The sequence below is a fragment of the Fusobacterium sp. genome (genome assembly GCF_032477075.1).
In the GTDB taxonomy this organism is placed as follows: Bacteria; Fusobacteriota; Fusobacteriia; order Fusobacteriales; family Fusobacteriaceae; genus Fusobacterium_A.
Genome location: NZ_JAWDXO010000001.1, coordinates 64,632 through 83,100, shown reverse-complemented (window position 1 = coordinate 83,100; position 18,469 = coordinate 64,632). Strand labels below are relative to the sequence as shown.

13 protein-coding genes are annotated in these 18,469 nt (G+C 28.0%); all 13 read right to left on the bottom strand.

Going from position 1 to position 18,469, the window contains the following annotated elements; translation table 11 throughout:
- Nucleotides 1-7: 7 nt before the first annotated feature.
- The 13 genes from E6771_RS00395 to mglA all read right to left on the bottom strand — a co-directional run bounded on the left by E6771_RS00395 (nt 8) and on the right by mglA (nt 18,388).
- A complete protein-coding gene (locus E6771_RS00395) occupies nt 8-1,717 on the bottom strand; it encodes a YgiQ family radical SAM protein (protein ID WP_316088803.1) in 1,710 nt (569 codons plus the stop codon).
- A gap of 156 nt (nt 1,718-1,873) precedes the next feature.
- Complete coding sequence (locus E6771_RS00390) at nt 1,874-5,230, bottom strand: DEAD/DEAH box helicase family protein (RefSeq protein ID WP_316088802.1); 3,357 nt, start codon at nt 5,228-5,230, stop codon at nt 1,874-1,876.
- 69 nt (nt 5,231-5,299) lie between these two features.
- Nucleotides 5,300-6,292, bottom strand: coding sequence for a site-specific tyrosine recombinase/integron integrase (gene xerA, locus E6771_RS00385; protein WP_316088801.1), 993 nt, complete (start codon nt 6,290-6,292; stop codon nt 5,300-5,302).
- Between the two features lie 61 nt (nt 6,293-6,353).
- Nucleotides 6,354-7,445 (bottom strand): restriction endonuclease subunit S, encoded by a 1,092-nt coding sequence (locus E6771_RS00380; RefSeq protein WP_316088800.1) that lies wholly within the window; start codon nt 7,443-7,445, stop codon nt 6,354-6,356.
- A gap of 58 nt (nt 7,446-7,503) precedes the next feature.
- Nucleotides 7,504-8,625 (bottom strand): restriction endonuclease subunit S, encoded by a 1,122-nt coding sequence (locus E6771_RS00375; protein ID WP_316088799.1) that lies wholly within the window; start codon nt 8,623-8,625, stop codon nt 7,504-7,506.
- A complete protein-coding gene (locus tag E6771_RS00370; protein ID WP_316088798.1) occupies nt 8,615-10,111 on the bottom strand; it encodes a class I SAM-dependent DNA methyltransferase in 1,497 nt (498 codons plus the stop codon). Before E6771_RS00370 ends, E6771_RS00375 begins: the two co-directional genes overlap by 11 nt.
- A gap of 127 nt (nt 10,112-10,238) precedes the next feature.
- Entirely contained in the window at nt 10,239-11,846 is a 1,608-nt protein-coding gene (locus E6771_RS00365) for a CTP synthase (protein WP_316088797.1), read from the bottom strand.
- 170 nt (nt 11,847-12,016) lie between these two features.
- A complete protein-coding gene (locus tag E6771_RS00360) occupies nt 12,017-12,850 on the bottom strand; it encodes an effector binding domain-containing protein (RefSeq protein WP_316088796.1) in 834 nt (277 codons plus the stop codon).
- A 46-nt stretch (nt 12,851-12,896) separates the two neighbouring features.
- On the bottom strand, nt 12,897-13,652 hold the full coding sequence (locus tag E6771_RS00355) for an ABC transporter permease (protein ID WP_316088794.1): 756 nt from the start codon (nt 13,650-13,652) through the stop codon (nt 12,897-12,899).
- Nucleotides 13,643-14,590 carry an ABC transporter ATP-binding protein gene (locus E6771_RS00350; protein ID WP_316088792.1) on the bottom strand — a complete coding sequence of 316 codons (948 nt, stop codon included), beginning with the start codon at nt 14,588-14,590 and terminating at the stop codon, nt 13,643-13,645. The genes E6771_RS00355 and E6771_RS00350 overlap by 10 nt, the downstream gene beginning before the upstream one ends.
- A 154-nt stretch (nt 14,591-14,744) precedes the next feature.
- Nucleotides 14,745-15,665 (bottom strand): AraC family transcriptional regulator, encoded by a 921-nt coding sequence (locus tag E6771_RS00345; RefSeq protein ID WP_316088791.1) that lies wholly within the window; start codon nt 15,663-15,665, stop codon nt 14,745-14,747.
- A 184-nt stretch (nt 15,666-15,849) separates the two neighbouring features.
- Nucleotides 15,850-16,869, bottom strand: coding sequence for a galactose/methyl galactoside ABC transporter permease MglC (gene mglC / locus E6771_RS00340; protein WP_316088790.1), 1,020 nt, complete (start codon nt 16,867-16,869; stop codon nt 15,850-15,852).
- A 16-nt stretch (nt 16,870-16,885) separates the two neighbouring features.
- A complete protein-coding gene (gene mglA, locus E6771_RS00335; RefSeq protein WP_316088788.1) occupies nt 16,886-18,388 on the bottom strand; it encodes a galactose/methyl galactoside ABC transporter ATP-binding protein MglA in 1,503 nt (500 codons plus the stop codon).
- Between the last annotated feature and the right edge of the window lie 81 nt (nt 18,389-18,469).

Genomic DNA, 18,469 nt, shown 5'->3' with positions numbered 1-18,469 from the left:
AAATTATTTATCTTCTCTTATTATTATTTTCTCTAGGAATTAAAATATCCTTTTGTTTTTGCTTCTTTCCATTATCTTTTTCTACAAAAAGTTTTTTATTTGTAAAAGGATTTATTTCTGTGTAATACATAAGTGTAGAATATGTAGATGGTGTAGGGGTAAATACTTGTACCTGTTCTGGATTTATCCTTAGTTCAGATGAGGCAAATCTTCTCAGATCAAGCATATCTTTTTCATCACACCCTGGATGAGCTGCTATTAAATAATAAGTTAAAAACTGTTTTTTTCCTAATTTATTGTTTATTTTATAAAACTTTTCTTTAAATTCTTTCAGAGGAGCTTTTCCCTGCTTTCCCATAAGAGCTAAAACTTTATCCTCTGTATGTTCAGGAGCTATTTTCATCTGTCCAGATACATGATCTTTGATTATTTCTTCAAGGTATATCTGTCCATTTCTTTTATCATCTAAAATCATATCATATCTTATTCCAGATGCAATAAATATTTTTTTGATTTTATCAATCTTTTTTAATTTATCTAAAAGTTCTATCTGACTATTATGATCTATTTTCAATGCTGGACATTTATGTGGATAAAGGCATCTCTTATCCTGACAAGCTCCCAGCTTTAATTTCTTGCTGCATTCCACATCATACATATTAGCAGTGGGACCTCCAACATCTGCTATATATCCTTTAAACTTAGGAGCAGAGGCTATCCCTTTTACTTCTTCTACAATGGAATCCTGACTTCTTGATATAACTGTTCTTCCTTGATGGATAGCTATTGCACAGAAATTACACTCTCCATAGCAACCTCTATGAGTTGTCACAGAAGTTCTTATAGTATCTAAAGCCCTCACTTCTCCCATAGCTTTGTAATAAGGGTGTACATCTCTTTTAAAATCCATAGAATAAATATCATCCAATTCCTCAGAAGTAAAGTTTTCACTTGGAGGATTCTGTATCAAATACCTATCTCCACAAAGCTGATATAATCCTTTGGCGGTAATTGGATCACAGTTGTGATAGAATATATCAAAAGCTTTTGCAAACTCCTTCTTGTCCCTTACACACTCTTCAAAAGATGGCAGCTCCAAATAGCTGTCTTTTTTTTCTTTAGCTATATAACTTAATCCTCTTATATTTCTCCACTCTCTTCCACCTTTCAGTGCCTGAGCTAAAGACAACATAGATTTTTCTCCCATACCATAAGAAAGAATATCTGCCTTTGCATCGAATATCAAAGGTCTTCTCAAATTATTACTCCAATAATCATAATGAGTTATTCTTCTCAAACTTGCTTCGATTCCTCCTAAAACTACAAGAACATTTCCATTTTTAAAAAATCTTTTTATAAGGTTAGTATATATAATTGAAGCTCTATCTGGTCTTCTTGTATTTTCTCCTCCTGGAGTAAAGTCGTCACTTTTTCTTTTCTTTTTTGTTGCTGTATAGTTGGCCACCATAGAATCTACACATCCTGCTGAAACTGCCCAATATAAATTGGGTTCTCCCAGTCTTGTGATATCTTTATCACTATTGATATCTGGCTGAGCTATTATTCCAACTTTAAATCCATGTTTGTATAACCATTTTCCTATCAATGCACTTCCATTATAGGAAGAATCTATATATGTATCACCAGATATTAATATTATATCCAGAGAATCCCATCCTAATTTTCTTACTTCTTCCATTGTTGTAGGCAAAAACATACTTATCACCTGTTAGTTAAGACTTCCCTTTATTTTATCACATTATCTAGTTTTTTTCGAATAAATTTTTAAAATTATAGATATTGTTAAAAAAAATCTTATATAAATATAAAAGTGACCCAAAAACAAATTTTTGAATCACTGTTATATTATTTATTATAGTTTTATATTTGGAATCTCTGTGTTATTATTAATTTTATCTATTATAAAACTAATTTTTACTAAATCTTCTCTCTTAGGAAAAAGTTCTGCTAATGATATTCCTATTATTCTTTGTGATATCTTTGGTAATTCTTTTTTATCATAAGCTCCATTTCTTACAAAATTCTTTATTACCATTTCAATTAACTCAATCTGGTTTCCATTAAATCTTTCTCTATCTAAAAAATTAGAAAATTCTCTGTTTAATGCTTCTTGCTCTAAACCAATAAGAGAACGTAGGAAAAGCCCTAAAGGATTTTCAATTTTATATTGTTCACTTATTTTCTTCAATTCTCCTGAATATTCTTTTTTCAAATCTATAAAACTAACTTCTTCATTTTTATATAAGAGATCTTTTAATTGAGTGAGATCAACTTTATCCAATGGTTGATTGAATCTTAATTTTTTTATTGCAAGCTTATCTTTATTCTCTTCAAGATATTGTTGAAATTTTGTTTTCAAATCATAACTTTCATATCTCATAAAATTAATATCTTTATCTGCAATGCTTATTGTACTATCTTCAAAATCTCCAAATTTTATTTTTTTAATATGTTCTGACTCTAAATACACAACAAGTGGTTTTATTTTATCTTTAATGTTTTCCAAATCTAATATATCTAAATTTTCTATATAATCTTTATCTTTAATTATTTTTAATATTTCTCCTGCATTTTCTTTTATATGGTTTATATTTCCTTTTTTTGTTAAAGCTTTTGCCATCTCTTGAATTTCTTCTTTTTCTTTTTTTATATCCTTTTCTTCTGCTAATTTTAATTGTGATTCTAATATAAGGTTCTCAAATTTTTTCTCTTTTTCATTATTACTATCAATTTCAAAAGGAAGTTTTCTTAGATGCTCTATCATTTCTTCAACTTCTTTTTCACTTAATTGTAAAATCTTTTCTTTGTCTTTATATTTTTTTACATATGGAATTTTAATTTTCACAGATATATTTTCTTCATTCAAAGAATCTATACTGTTATAAACTGATTCTACAAGTTCTTTCCAAAGATTACTATAATTATCATTCATTTGATATTCTAAATTCTGCAGCTTTTGAATTAGTCTTACCTTTTTAGAAAAAATTCTACTTGTTAAACTTTCTGAAATTTTAGGATCAGCTTTATCAAAATTATCTTCCAACTCAAAATATGAAAAGTTTCCACAAAAATCAAAAATTAGAAAATCTTTTTTATCATCTCCTAATCCAAAAATATTTGGACATTTTCTAGTTCCTCTACCAATCATCTGCCAGAACTTAGATTTTGATCTTATTTTTTTATAGAATACAAGGTTTAATATTTCAGGAATATCTATTCCTGTATCTAACATATCAACTGATACAGCTATTTGAGGCATAGATTTAGGATTAGAAAATCTATCTATTAAATCCTGAACTTTTTCTATTTTAGTAGTTATTTTTTGACAAAAATCCCCATTTTTTCTATACATTCCATTAAAAATTTCTACTATATGATCTGCATGACGATCATTTTTAGCAAAAATTATTGTCTTTCCTAGTTTATCCCCACCTTCTATTTTATATCCTTCTTCCATCAATCTATAAATAACTTCTTTTGTTGTTCCCTCATTAAAAAACCAGCTATTTATACTATCTCCATCTATCTCTTCAGCAATTGTTTCTTCTTCATCAAAAAGACTCTCATATTTTTCCTTATCTTCTTCAGATAATTTACTATATACTATTCCATTTTCAGGGTAATTAAGAATAATTTCCTTTACCTTTGGTAAAACTAAATGGCCTTTTTCTGCTGCTTCAAACAAATCATATGAATCTGTTGGTTCTTTTGTTTTTACTCCAAAAACACTAAATGTATTTCTATCTAGCTCTTCCTTTGGAGTTGCAGTCAATCCTAGAAGAAGACTGTCAAAGTATTCAAAAATATCTCCATATTTTTGGTATATACTTCTATGAGCTTCATCTACTATTATCAAATCGAAATTTCCAATTCCATATTTATTTGTTCCATCACTTCTTAATTTTTCAACTTCTGAAGCCATTGTTTGATAAGTTGAAAAAAGAACTTTTACATTCTCTCTATTTTTTTCTGCTACTAAATTACATAAAGTAAAATCTGGAAGAAATTTTTTAAAGCTATTCATTGCTTGATTAACTAAAGCCACCCTATCTGCTAAAAATAAAGTTCTATTTATCATATTCAATTTTGATAGAGCATTTACTATTGATACAGCTACTCTTGTTTTTCCTGATCCTGTAGCCATTACTAGGAGAGCTTTTCTATTTCCACTACTAAAGTTTTCTAATACTTTAGTTACTGCTCTTATCTGATAATCTCTATTTGCTATACTATGATCAATAGATTCCAGCATTATTTTTTCATTATTTTGATTTTCTCTTCTGCTTATAATTCTTATAAGTTCTTCTTTTCTATAAAAACCATAAATCCTTCTATCAACAGATTCTTTATTTTCATAGATAAAAGTTTCAAAACCATTTGTGCAAAATCTCACTGGAAAAAAACCAAAATCTTTTTCCACTGCTTCAGCATACTCTAATACCTGATGTCTTCCTACTTTTGCATCACGAATAGTCCTTTTAGCTTCTATTACTGCTAAAGGATACCCCTTATCTCCCCATAAGACATAGTCAATTTTCCCTTTTCCACTTTTATTAGTAGATATTCCATTAATTTCATATTCTTTTACATTTTTTTCTTCTAATTTCCATCCTGCTTTTCTAAGCATTACATCAATATATTTTATTCTTGTTGTAATTTCATCTGTATTTTTTCTTTGCACTGGAGTATTATGTTTTTTCTTTGGAATTTCTTTTATTTTCTCTATATTCTTTTCAATTTCATCATTTTCATAATTAAATTCATCATCATCTTCATTTTTAACAATACCTTTAAAAATTAAATCTTCATTAAATTTTATTTCATCATTTTCTAAAGAACCATAGCAATATCCAATCCAATTTGTTAGATCATACAAAATTTTTAAACATTCCAATGCTATTTCATAATCTATAACCTTACTATCATGTACTGCTGTGTTTCCAATTTTTCTTATAAAATGCAGAGAATCCAATTGCCCTTTTTCTTCAAATAATTCTCTGAATTTAAAATTATTTATTAAATCTTTTAATTGATCTCCATATGGTTTTATTATTTTTTCAAACTTAAAAATTAAGATAACACAAAATTCAAGTGCTCTTCTGGAATAAAAAACACTTGTCCTTGGTTTTACATAACTATTTTCTTCTGCCTCTCTACATTCCTCATATAAATCTTTAAAGTCATTTTTCAGAAAATCAAAATTACCCATAAAAAAATCCCTCCAATGCTTTGACCCCTTTATAATAAGCTTTAAAGATATTGGTTTAGAAGAAAGATATCAACTTATATACTTCCTATGAGAAATTTTCACATTATTTTGACTTACCATTGCATATTGTAAAGTAGTGTCTATTTTTTGATGTCCTAACAATTGTTGTACTTGTTCTATAGGCATTCCTTTATCTATTGCTTTTGTTGCTAATGTACGTCTAAATTTATGTGGATGTACCTTTGAAATATTAAGCTTTTTCCCCAATTGTCGCAGCATTATTTCAACCCCACTTATCTGTAGCCTTTTATAAGGTTTTAACAATGAGACAAAAAGAGCTGGATTCCTATCCTCTCTGCTTTTAAGATAGTTAGATAAATGAATTTTAGTTCTAGCATCAAAATATACTTTTCTTTCTTTATCTCCCTTTCCAAAAACTATACATTCTCTTCCTTCGAAATCAATATCTTCTATATTTAATTTTACAAGCTCCCCTACTCTCATCCCAGTTGATGAAAGAATATCAATAATAGCCAAATCTCTAAGAGATCTACATGAATCTCTCATTACTTCCATTGCTTCGTCAGTATATGTCTCTTTTACCACAGTTCCTGTTTTCACTTTATGTATACGTCTTACAGGACTTTTCAAAATATGATCCTCTTCTTCTAACCAAGAAAAGAAACTTGAAAATATTCTCCTTATATTATCAATTGTTACCTTGCTTGTATTTCCATCTCTTTGATATTTGTCTAAATATTCTCTCAAATCATTGGTAGTAATATGCTTTAAAGATTTATCAATCTTATTTAGCATATTTTTTATTGTTGCACTGTAATATTTTAATGATTTTTTAGAACAACCTTCTACATGCTTTGCTGATAAAAAATTTTTAAGCAATCCTTCATTTTGTTCCTCTTTTTCTTCTGTTATTCCATCTTTTTTCCTTATCTCCAGATTGTACAAATAATGTACTAATACATTATTTAAGTGTTCTAACTGCCCATTTGTCAAAACTGCTGCCATATCTTGTTTAATCTCTAGAATCAAAGTATCTACCATATTACTGCCTCCTTAAGTAAATGTAATACTCAAATTCTATCAACAAAGATTTTTTTTGTCACTAAATTTGTTTTAAAAATGTACACTCAGCTTGGAGTTTTAAGGTTTCTGACAATATAAATTTTGATTTTTCTATTAACTTTATTCTTTCTGCAAATTTATTTTGTAATTCTATTGGGGGTATTATAACCTTCAAATTTTCTTCTTGTTGCTTTGTAATTGCTTCTCGAGTGGCTCCATTACTTTGAGCAATACTCCAAAGTAAGTCTTGATATTCTTTACATGTAAAGTGATAGCATAAAAATACTGGATTCACAATATCTTTTTTACATCTTATTATAGAAACATGTTGATTTACTCTTGCAGGCAATACATTTTGTGGAACTACACAACATCTTGCAACAGAAGCTCCTGTAATATTTAACAAAACATCTTCCACTTCTACTTTAACATTATCTAAACTCTTACTTTGTTTTTCATCAATAAAGACCAATTCCTTATAATTAAATTTAATATTATGTACATTCATACTTCTTATAAAAGAAGTTCCTTCAGTTTTATAGTTTTTATTTCCTCCCTTTGGTGTAGATCCAGATCCAATTTTAGAAGTAATATTTATGCATTTTTCTTCTTTCCAATTATTAAAATTATCCATGGGACTACCAAACATCTCGAAAAATAGGCATTTACTCAAAAAATTTAAGCTAGATATTTGATTCTGCTTTTTTAACAGTATTTCTTTAATATTATCTAATATTTTAACAATCTTTTCTTGTTTTTTCAAATCTGGAACATTAATTTTTATATTTAATAGATTATTTTTGGTTAAACTAGGTATTGTTACTGTTGTATTTAATTTTTCAAAATTATAATTCAAACAAAAATAATATAAATATTTAGAATTTAAAATATCCTCTTTACTAATAAGACCAAAAGCAGTATCTACATTCCAGAAAGGTTTATCTACAAAAATAGGCTTATTTATATTCCCTTTTCTCCCTATTATTATATTATTTCCTTCACAAAGATAGCTATCTGCCCAACCTATAATTCCACCACTTCCATAAATGGGATACTTTCCACCTATTTTTTCTACTTTTTTTTGATTTTTTCCATTTTTTATTTCTAAAACCTCTGAAAATTTTAAAATCATGCTACTACTCCTAGTTCAAATTTTGATTTTTAGGAGAGTAGGTTTGAATTTGAGATAGCTATCCAAAATATTTTTCCATCAAACTATCAAATAATTTTTGTGTTTCATCTATTGATTGTTGTATCTCAAATTTTGATTTTTCTATCTTTAGAATATATTTATTAAACATTTCTTGTTTTTCATAAGATGGAACAATAAATTTCAATCCTTTGAGTATTTCCAAAGTCAAATATCTTGTATTTGTTCCTTTTGAGACTTGTTTTAAATATATTAATTTTTCTTCAAGTTGCTTTTTAAAAAATAGATAGCTCCATTTATTATTTAAAAGCTGTAATATATATGTTCTCTGATATGCATTGAATTTTCCTTTATAATACTTCACATCATAAACTCCTGCTGCATTATTTCCTGCTAAGAGTAGGGCCTCACAATCAAAAGCATATTCATTAATCCAAAAACTTTCTTTAGCACATGTGAAGAATGGATATTTACCATTTGAAACCATAGCATTTGAATCTAATTTTCCTGTTGTTGTTGAAAAAATCTCTTTCCATTCTTTTATTGGTAAATTTAACGAATTGTTATTCAAATCCCCAAACATCTTGAAAAATAGGCATTTACTTAATTTGGACAAATTTTTTACTTGCTCCTCTTTTAATTTTAATATTTCATAAATAGTTTTCAATTTTTTTACTATTTTTCTTTGACTTTCTATATTTGGAAGATCTATTTCTATATTTCGGAAATCTTTAATAGAAAAACTTGCTTGATTCACAGATTTTTTTGCTATTTTCCCTATATTTTTTCTATAATTCAAAGATTTAAAATAGAAATATAAATATTGAGAAATAACTATTTCCTTTTTTGTTCTAAAACATAATAAATTCATTCCATGAATAATTTTTTCTTTATCTCCAAAATAAATCGCACTTTTCCCTAAATGTTTTTCACTATTTATATGACTAATCAATATATCTTCATTTTCTAAGAACCAATTTTGATACTTTTCTTTTTCAAAAATTCCAGCATAACCCATTCTATTTTCATCTATTGTCCCATCTGAAATAGTCTCTATTCTAGTTATTGGATATCCACTTTTTTCTTGATTATTCTGTTTTATTGTAACTCCATTTCTAATAAAAACACTAATTTCTCCTAAAGTCATAATTCTATTCTTCATTCAGCATCACTTTTAATTCTCTCATTTTTTCATCTATTGACTTAGATAATTCCTCTATCCTAGCTATTATTACTTCTGATGCTTCATACTCAACTTTTTCATAAATAATTTCTTTATACTTATTAATTGAAAGATCATAATTATTATTCACTATTTCTTCTTTAGGAACAAAGAAAGATTTGTCAGTTCTTTTTCTTTCCTTTTCTCCTTCCAAGTTACTAAATCTCTCTACTATATCCGGAATATCATTTTCATCTATTGAATTCCTTTTATCATCTAAAGAATAACCATCTGCAGTCATATCATAGAACCACACTTTATCTGTTCCGCCATTTCCAGTTTTTGTAAAGATAAGTATTCCTGTTGAAACTCCAGCATAAGGTTTAAATACCCCACTTGGCATAGATATTATCGCTTCCAGCTGATTATTCTCTATAAGTTCTTTTCTTAAACTTTTATGAGCATTTGAAGAACCAAATAGTACTCCATCAGGTACAATTACAGCTCCCCTTCCTCCTATTTTTAACATTCTTAAAAACAGAGCAATAAATAGCAGTTCTGTTTTTTTAGTTTTTACTATTCTTGTTAAAGTATTAGAAAGAAGTTCAGCATCTATACTTCCTTTAAAAGGTGGATTTGCTAGAACTAATGAATATTTTTCCTCTTCAGTATAATCCATTGATAATGAATCTATTCTTTGTAATTTGGGATTTACTATGTCATGTAACATAAGGTTCATAGCTGATATTCCTAGCATTGTTGCGTCTGTATCATTACCATGTATCATCTCATTTGTAAAATGTTCATATGCATCAGTGTTAGTTGCTAGTTCTTCTCTATAATTTTTCTTTATATGCTCTATCGAACTAACTAGAAATCCGGAAGTTCCACATGCAGGATCACTTATTATATCAGTAATTGTAGGCTTCATTAACTCTACCATCATATTAATAATATGCTTTGGAGTTCTAAATTGTCCATTTGTGCCTGAAGTAGAAAGTTTAGACAAAAGATATTCATATAAGTCTCCTTTAGTATCCTTATCTTCTGTCATTTGTGGCATATTAAATATATCTTCTATTGTATCCATTGTATTTTGAAGTACTGCTGGTGTTGGTACTTTAAAAATAGCATTTTTCATATACTGCGAAAATAAGCTTTCTTTATTTTCATCTAAATTTTTCATAAAATCAAAAGCTTTATTTCTTACTTTTTCAAACAACTCTTTAGGAGTTCCTAATTGAATAAGATTGCTCCATCTTATATCCTGATTATCATTATCAAAAATATATTTAACTTCTGTTTCCCCAAAAAGTCCTGCTAGCTCTCTTTGTTCTTTTTCTTTTCTCATTTCCTCTTGATCTAATCTTTTCATAAAAATAAGATATGTCAATTGTTCTATTACATCTACTGGATTAGTCAATCCTCCAGTCCAAAAATATTCCCACATCTTATCTACCTTGTTTTTTATTTCTCCTGTTATCATTGTCTCACCTTTTCTAGTTTTTCATATATTATATCATTTTAATATTATTTTTTTACCTATTTTTTTATTTTATCATATTTATTTTAAAATAAAATAAATAGAGGGTGAAAAAACACCCTCATATTTTTTATTTGTTATATTGCTTTTTATATATTGCCTCTACAAATCCTCTGAATAATGGATGAGGATTATTTGGTCTTGTTTTAAATTCTGGATGGAATTGTCCTGCTATAAAGAATGGATGAACTTCTTTTGAAAGCTCTACTATTTCTGCAAGTGTTCCATCAGGAGAGTTCCCTGATATTAAAAGTCCTGCTTTCTGTATCTTATCTTTGAACTCATTGTTAAATTCAAATCTATGTCTATGTCTTTCATGTATCAGCTCTTCATTGTAAAGTTCCCTTGCAAGTGTTCCTTCTTTAAGTACACATGGATATGCACCTAATCTCATTGTTCCACCAAGATTCTCTATGTCTTTTTGATCAAGCATAATATCTATCACTGGATATTTAGTATCCTTGTCAAATTCTGTAGAATTTGCTCCAGACATTCCTATTACATTTCTGGCAAATTCAATTACTGCAAGCTGCATTCCCAGACATATTCCAAGGAAAGGAATTTTATTTTCTCTAGCAAATTTTATTGCCTCCATTTTCCCTTCAATACCTCTGTTTCCAAAACCTCCTGGTACAAGTATTCCATTGTATCCTTCAAGTTTTTTTACATCAAGATTTTCTGCCTGAATATAGTCTATGTCAGCTTTATATCCTTGAGCATATGCTGCATTTTCTATAGCTTCATTTATGCTGATATAAGCATCTTTTAATTCAACATATTTCCCCACTACTGCTAACTTTATTCTCTCTTTTGGATTTTTTATTTTATCTACAACTTCTTTCCAAGGTGTAAGATCTACTTCTCTATCTTCTATACCCAATTTTTTACAAGCTATTTTTGCTAATCCCTTTTCTTCCATTATAAGAGGAAGTTCATATATAGTTCCAGCATCTTGTGCTTCTATTACTGCATCTATATCTATATCACAAAACATAGAAAGTTTTCTTTTTATATCATCGCTGATAGGGTGCTCTGTTCTGCATACAAGAATATCTGGTCTTATTCCAAGTCCCATCAATTCTTTTACTGAATGCTGAGATGGTTTAGTTTTTAATTCTCCTGCTGCTTTTAAATATGGAAGAAGTGTCACATGAATATAGATAACATTTTCTCTTCCTACATCATATCTGAATTGTCTTATAGCTTCCAGAAATGGATTAGATTCAATATCTCCAACTGTTCCTCCTATTTCTGTTATGACTATATCTGAACCATTAGCTTTCCCTACTATCTCTATTTTTGATTTTATCTCATTTGTAATATGAGGAATTATTTGAACTGTTTTTCCTAAATATTCCCCTTTTCTCTCTTTGTTTATAACTGACTGATATATTTTTCCAGTTGTTATATTATTATATTTTGTAAGATTCTGATCAATAAATCTTTCATAGTGTCCTAAATCTAAGTCTGTTTCAGCTCCGTCATCAGTTACAAAAACCTCTCCATGTTCATATGGATTCATTGTTCCTGGATCAATATTAATATAAGGGTCAAATTTTTGAATAGTTACATTATATCCTCTTTCTCTTAACAGTCTCCCCAATGAAGAGGCTGTTATTCCTTTTCCTAATGATGATACTACTCCGCCTGTTACAAATATGTACTTAGTTTCTTTCATAAATATCCTCCATAAAGTAATTTTATTTTCAATAATCAAAAAAAGACGAAAAAAAAATCGTCTTTTATTTTAAAGAAAAATTGCACGTTTTTCTTTGGATATTTTTTTTATTTGTAAATATTTTTACTTAATGAGTATATCATATTTTTTTTTAAAGTACAATATTTTTTTTATTTTATAGAAAACCATACTTCCATACTCTTTTCATCATTATCAGGGTAAATTTCTATATCTGCAATTTCTCCATAGGTATATCCTGAATATGGGAGCCATTCAGTATAAAATCTTCTATAGATTTTCTGTAAGTTTTCTGAAAAAGGCTGCATACACTTAAATACTGCCCACATACTTTCATTTATTTTATGATTTTCCATTCCATCTATATTTTTATAATCACTTAAAACAGCAATATAATACCATATTTCATTATTTTTATATAAAGATACTCCTAATATATTTCTATCTCTTTTATTATATTCTAATATTTTTTTAATTTTTTCATTTTCTATATTTTCATTCCAAAACTTAGGAATCGATAAAAAATTTTCTTCCATATTAAATTCAATTTTTTTCCCTATTCCCAATATATCAAAAGAATTTTTTTCAGTTATATAATACTCTAATTCCTCCTCTCCTTTTATTGAAAGAGAAAATATTAATTTAGGATATGTTTTTAATATTATATTTTTATTTCTGGTAGCAGAGGGAGAAATTTTATGTATACTTTGAAATGCTCTGCTGAAAGAAGTTGGTGAATCATAACCATATTTAACTGAAAGCTCCAATATTTTTATATCACTTCTTTGAAGTTCAAAAGCAGCTTTTGTCATTTTCCTTCTTCTTATATATTCCCCCAATGTTACCCCTGCAATATATGAAAACATTCTCTGAAAATGATAGACAGAACAGCAGGCTATTTTAGAAGCTTCTGCATAATCTATTTTATCTTCAAGATTCATTTCAATATATTCAACAGCCTTATTAAGCCTTTCTATCCATTCCATAATATTTCTCCTTTCTTTTTATCATAACATTATAAAAAATATTTCACTATGTTTTTTGAGCTCCCTTTAATTTATTCAATGTTATTAAAAAAATTATACAGCACAATATAAAAAATATTCCTCCTGTAAATATCACTTCTTTCCAGCAAACATATTCATTTAGCATAATATTTCTTATACTTTCTATCATATGAGTGAAAGGATTCAAAAGTACCATTACTCTAAAATTACCTGTCATATTTTTTAATGGAAAAAGTGCTGTACTTACAAAAAATATTGGTAATACTAAAGTATTAATTACTGTAAAAAAAGCATCTTCATTTGGGAGAGAAAGACTTAGAAAATATGATATCCCTGCTGTTAAAAAAGCTGTTAAAAAAAGAAGAATTATAATTACAATTATTCCTTTTATTCCACTATTTACATAGCTAGAGAAAAAAGATGAAATAAGAACTAATATTCCAATTTCTAAAAAAGAAACAGAAATAGTTTCAAAAAGATGTCCTAAAAGAATGTCACTTCTTTTTACAGGAGAAATTAAAATTCTATAAAAACTCCCATTCTTTTTAGTTATATAATTACTTATCCCACTACTTCCTGAACTTGAAAAAATGACAAGTATTAATATTCCAGGAAGTATAAATTCAATATAATTTCCTCCTGTTTCTCCTTTCATGGTCATTTCTGCTGCTTTAGTATAAAAAAGAAGCCATAAGATAGGTTGCAGAATACTCATTATTATAGTTATTAGGTTCTGAATACGCCATTTTATATTCCTTTTAAAAATTGTTCCTATTGCCATATTTTCTCACCTTCTTCATTTTCTTCCATAATATTTATAAAAATTTTTTCCAAATCTGGTTTTAATAATCCAAAACATAAAAAATCTATTTTATTATCCAATAAAATTTTATTTAAATAGATAATCTCATTTTGATTATCTATTTTTAAATAAAGCTCATTCTTTTTTAATTTCATACTTTTATCTTTAAAAATCTTTTCTTTTGCATATTCAGCATTTTTTTCGTTTTCAAATTCTATTTTTATAATCTTTTGATTTATATATTTTCCTAAATCATCAATAGTTCCCTGTGCTGCTATATCTCCATCTTTCATTATACATATATAATCACTCAATTCCTGAGCTTCTTCAAGATAATGTGTAGTTAAAAAAATAGTTGTTTCATATTTATCTTTTACTCTTTTCAGCATTTTCCATATAGCTTTTCTTGAATGTATATCAATTCCTACAGTTGGCTCATCTAAAAATAATATTTTAGGATATGATATCATATTTACAGCAATATCTAATCTTCTTTTTATTCCTCCTGAATATGTAGAAACAGGATATCTAATATATTCCTTTAAATCAAATTCATCTATAAATTTTTCAACTCTTTTTTTCAATTCTTCTTTTGCTATTCCATATAATCTCCCTTGAAAAATTAAATTTTCTTCTAAGGAAAGATGTTCATCAATAGATATATTCTGTGCTACACAAGCAATATCTTTTCTTATTTTCTGACTTTCTTTTCTTAAATTTTTTCCTGATATTTTTATTTCTCCAGAATTATAATCAAGGTAAGTGGTTAATATATTTATCAAAGTTGATTTTCCTGCGCCATTAGGTCCTAAAAGAGAAAATATTTCTCCTTGCTTAACTGTAAGTTTTTTTATATTCAATACCTTTTTCCCATTTTTATATTTTTTTATTAGGTTCTTTATTTGAATTATCTCCATAAACTACTCCTTCATTTAATTTCTATCGATAGTAAATAAAGTTTAACATAATATAAATTATAATTCCTCTCAATCTATGCACAAAAAAGTCGTAAAAAAATACTCCAATCTATTATTTTTAATTTAATAGATGGAGTAAGTTTATTATAAAAATTTATTTGTTGTCTAATAAAAAAAATTTATTTTTAACATCTAGTTTCAGTTTATTTTTTCTATATTCCTTTGGTGTCACTCCTAACATTCTGCAAAAAACTTTTGAAAAATAGCTTGGGCTATTAAATCCTGTTTGTAAACATATCTCTGTTATTAGCTGCCCTCCATTTCTCAACATTTCAGCTGCTGTATATATACGATATTTCAACAAATATTCTATTGGAGAAGTACCAACAGTTCTTCCAAAACATCTCAATGCTTCTCGTTCACCAATAAAGGCCTCTTTTGCTATTTGAGAGAGATTTATATCCTCTGAATAATTATTATGTATGAAAGTCAGCATATATTTCATCCGTTCTCTATCTACATTATTGCTGCTGCTAGATTTTTCCAAAAGTTCTTGATTTTCCTTTATGATATTTAAAAGTATTTCACTTAATATATTTCTCACTGTTATTTCATAACCTAAACTGTTATCTGAATAGGATGAATATGCCTCTATAAGCTTTCGAGAATCATCTTTAGCCAATTCCAAAGCTGAAAGTTCTTTACAATTAATGAGAGGAACCATATATTTTTGATCTATATTACTCCCTTTTTCTCCACATACAAATATTTTATCGAATACAAAAGATATTATTATACACTCTTCTTTTGTATCCATCCTCATAAAATGCATCTCTTCCGAATTTATAAAAAGACTCTCTCCCTTTGAAAGAATAAATTTTTTATCTTCTATCTCTACATAAAGTACTCCTTGATATATAGTTATTATTTCTATTTCTTTATGCCAATGCCATGCAATTTCTCCAGCAGTATACTTAGAAACATATGAAAAATATATAGCACATGGAAATTCATAATTTCCATGTACAGCTAATTCTTCATTATTTTTATCAGTCAATATCTTTGTACATTGCATATTCTCACCTTAGTCGTTATAGTTATATTATTAGTCTAAATACTTGTTGATTATAATATTTTTTGTCTATATAATTATATTGTAGATTCGATATTTTCTTAATGTGAGGATGAAAGATATCTGTAAAAAAGCCTGATTTGTAAAAACCAGGCCCAAAATTTATTTTCTCTGTATTATGTATTAACTATTTTTTCTTAGAGTATTTGATTGCATCAAATGCCACAGCAGCTACAATTATCATACCTTTTATGATATATTGCCAGTATGGACTTACTCCTACATAAGTCAAACCATAGTTGATAACAGTAAGGATGATAACTCCTGTTATTACCCCAGATATCTTTCCAACTCCTCCATAAAATGAAACTCCACCAATAACACAGGCTGCAATGGCATCCATTTCATACATATTTCCTAGGTTGTTTGTTGCTGATCCAATACGCCCAGCCTCAAGTAGTCCACCAAAAGCATAATACATTCCTGATAAGGCATATATTTTTACAAGTGTCCAAGCTACATTTACTCCTGATACTCTTGCTGCTTCTGGATTTCCACCAACAGCAAAAACATTTTTTCCAAACTTTGTTTTATTCCATAATATCCACATTATTGCAGTGGCAATTGCAGCATATATGATAAGATAAGACATATTAAAACTTGGAGTTCCTATATACCCTTGTGCAAATGAACTGTAACTTTTACTGAATCCAGATATTGGAGAGGCACCAACATAATCATAATATAATGAGTTAATTCCATAAACAATAGTCATCATTCCTAAAGTGGCAATGAAAGGATGAACATTAAGTTTTGCAACTATAAGTCCATTTATTGATCCGATTACCATACCTACAACCATTACAATTAGAATTGCCCCTATTACTGGAAATTCACCTAAATTAGGAAATACTTTATTTACATTTGTAGTTGCCTGTAACAATGTTGCAGAAATAACTGCTGAAAATCCTACTTGTCTTCCTACTGAAAGGTCAGTACCCTGAGTTACAATTAATCCTGCAACTCCAAGAGCTATAATTGCTCTTACAGATGATTGAGTAAGAATATTTTTAAAGTTTCTTATACTCAAAAATGAAGGTTCTTTAGCTATTATTAAAATTAGCATTAAAAAAAGTACAAGATAAAGACCACTTTGTATAAATAATTTTTTAAAATCAATTTTTCCATCTTTTGTATGTATATTCATTTTTTTCTCCCTTTTTCTATAGATATTTTGCTGATAAAGCCATTATTTCTTCTTGAGTTGTTTCAGATGTCTTTACTATTCCAGCAACTCTTCCATTGCTCATAACAAGTATTCTATCTGTTACTCCTAAAAGCTCAGGCATTTCAGAAGAAATCATAATAATTCCTTTATCTTTTTTAGCAAGTTCTATCATAAGTTGATAAATTTCAAATTTTGCTAAAACATCTATTCCTCTTGTAGGCTCATCTAGCATAAGTACATCTGGTTCAGTCAATAACCATCTTCCTAATATTACTTTCTGTTGATTACCTCCAGACAGAGATCCTATACTTGTTGATTGAGAAGGTGTCTTTACCCTCATACTATCAATTACCCATTGTGTATCTTTTTTAATTCCCTTATCACTTAATAAACGAAATTTACTTAAATATCTATCTAAATTTGAAATAGTAGAATTAAAACCTACATTTAACATACTATAGATACCCGTAGCTCTACGCTCTTCTGTTACTAAGGCAAATCCATTTTCTATTGCTTCATTTGGAGTTTTATTTTTAACTTCCTTTCCATTTAAAAATATATTTCCAGATACTTTTTCTCTTATACCAAATATTGTTTCTACAATATCAGTTCTTTTTGCTCCAACTAATCCTGCTATTCCTAATATTTCTCCTTTATGAAGTTCAAACCTAATATTATTAATAGATGGCTGCTTTGCAGCTGTAAGCCCATCTATTTTTAAAATACATTCTTTTACTACATTGTCTTTTGGAGGAAAACGATTAGTTAAATCTCTTCCTACCATCATGTTTATTATTTGATCAGTTGAAAGATCAGCAACAGATTCTGTTGCTATCCATTTACCATCTCTAAGAATAGTAATATCATCTGATATAGCCTTTATCTCTTCCATTTTATGAGAGATATATACTATTCCACAACCTCTGTCTCTTAATTTATTAATTATTTTAAACAGATGTTCTACCTCTTTTTCAGTAAGTGAAGAAGTAGGTTCGTCCATCACGATTATTTTCGAATTATAAGATACTGCCTTTGCAATTTCTATCATTTGTCTTTCTGAAACAGCAAGATCAGCTACTTTTGAATGTGGATCTACATCTATTTCAAGCTCTTCAAATATTTTTTTAGTATTATCATACATTTTTTTCTCATCAATAAAAAATCCTTTTTGAGGATATCTTCCAAGCCATATATTATCAAGTACATTTCTTTGAAGTACCTGATTAAGTTCTTGGTGAACCATTGATACTCCATTATCAAGGGCTTCTTTTGCAGAAGTAAAGTTTATCTCTTTCCCTTCAAATAGTATCTTTCCACTATCTTTTTCATAAATCCCAAATAAACATTTCATCAGAGTTGATTTTCCAGCACCATTTTCACCCATAAGCGCATGAACAGAATGAGGTCTAACTTTCAAATTAGCTCCATCTAATGCTTTTACCCCCGGAAACTCTTTAGAAATATTATCCATTTCTAGTATATATTCTAAATTATTCATATTGTCTCCTCACTATAACTAACTTTTCTTTACTCTTTTTTGGAAAAAGGGAGATGTGTCTGTAAAACAATCCCCCTTCTA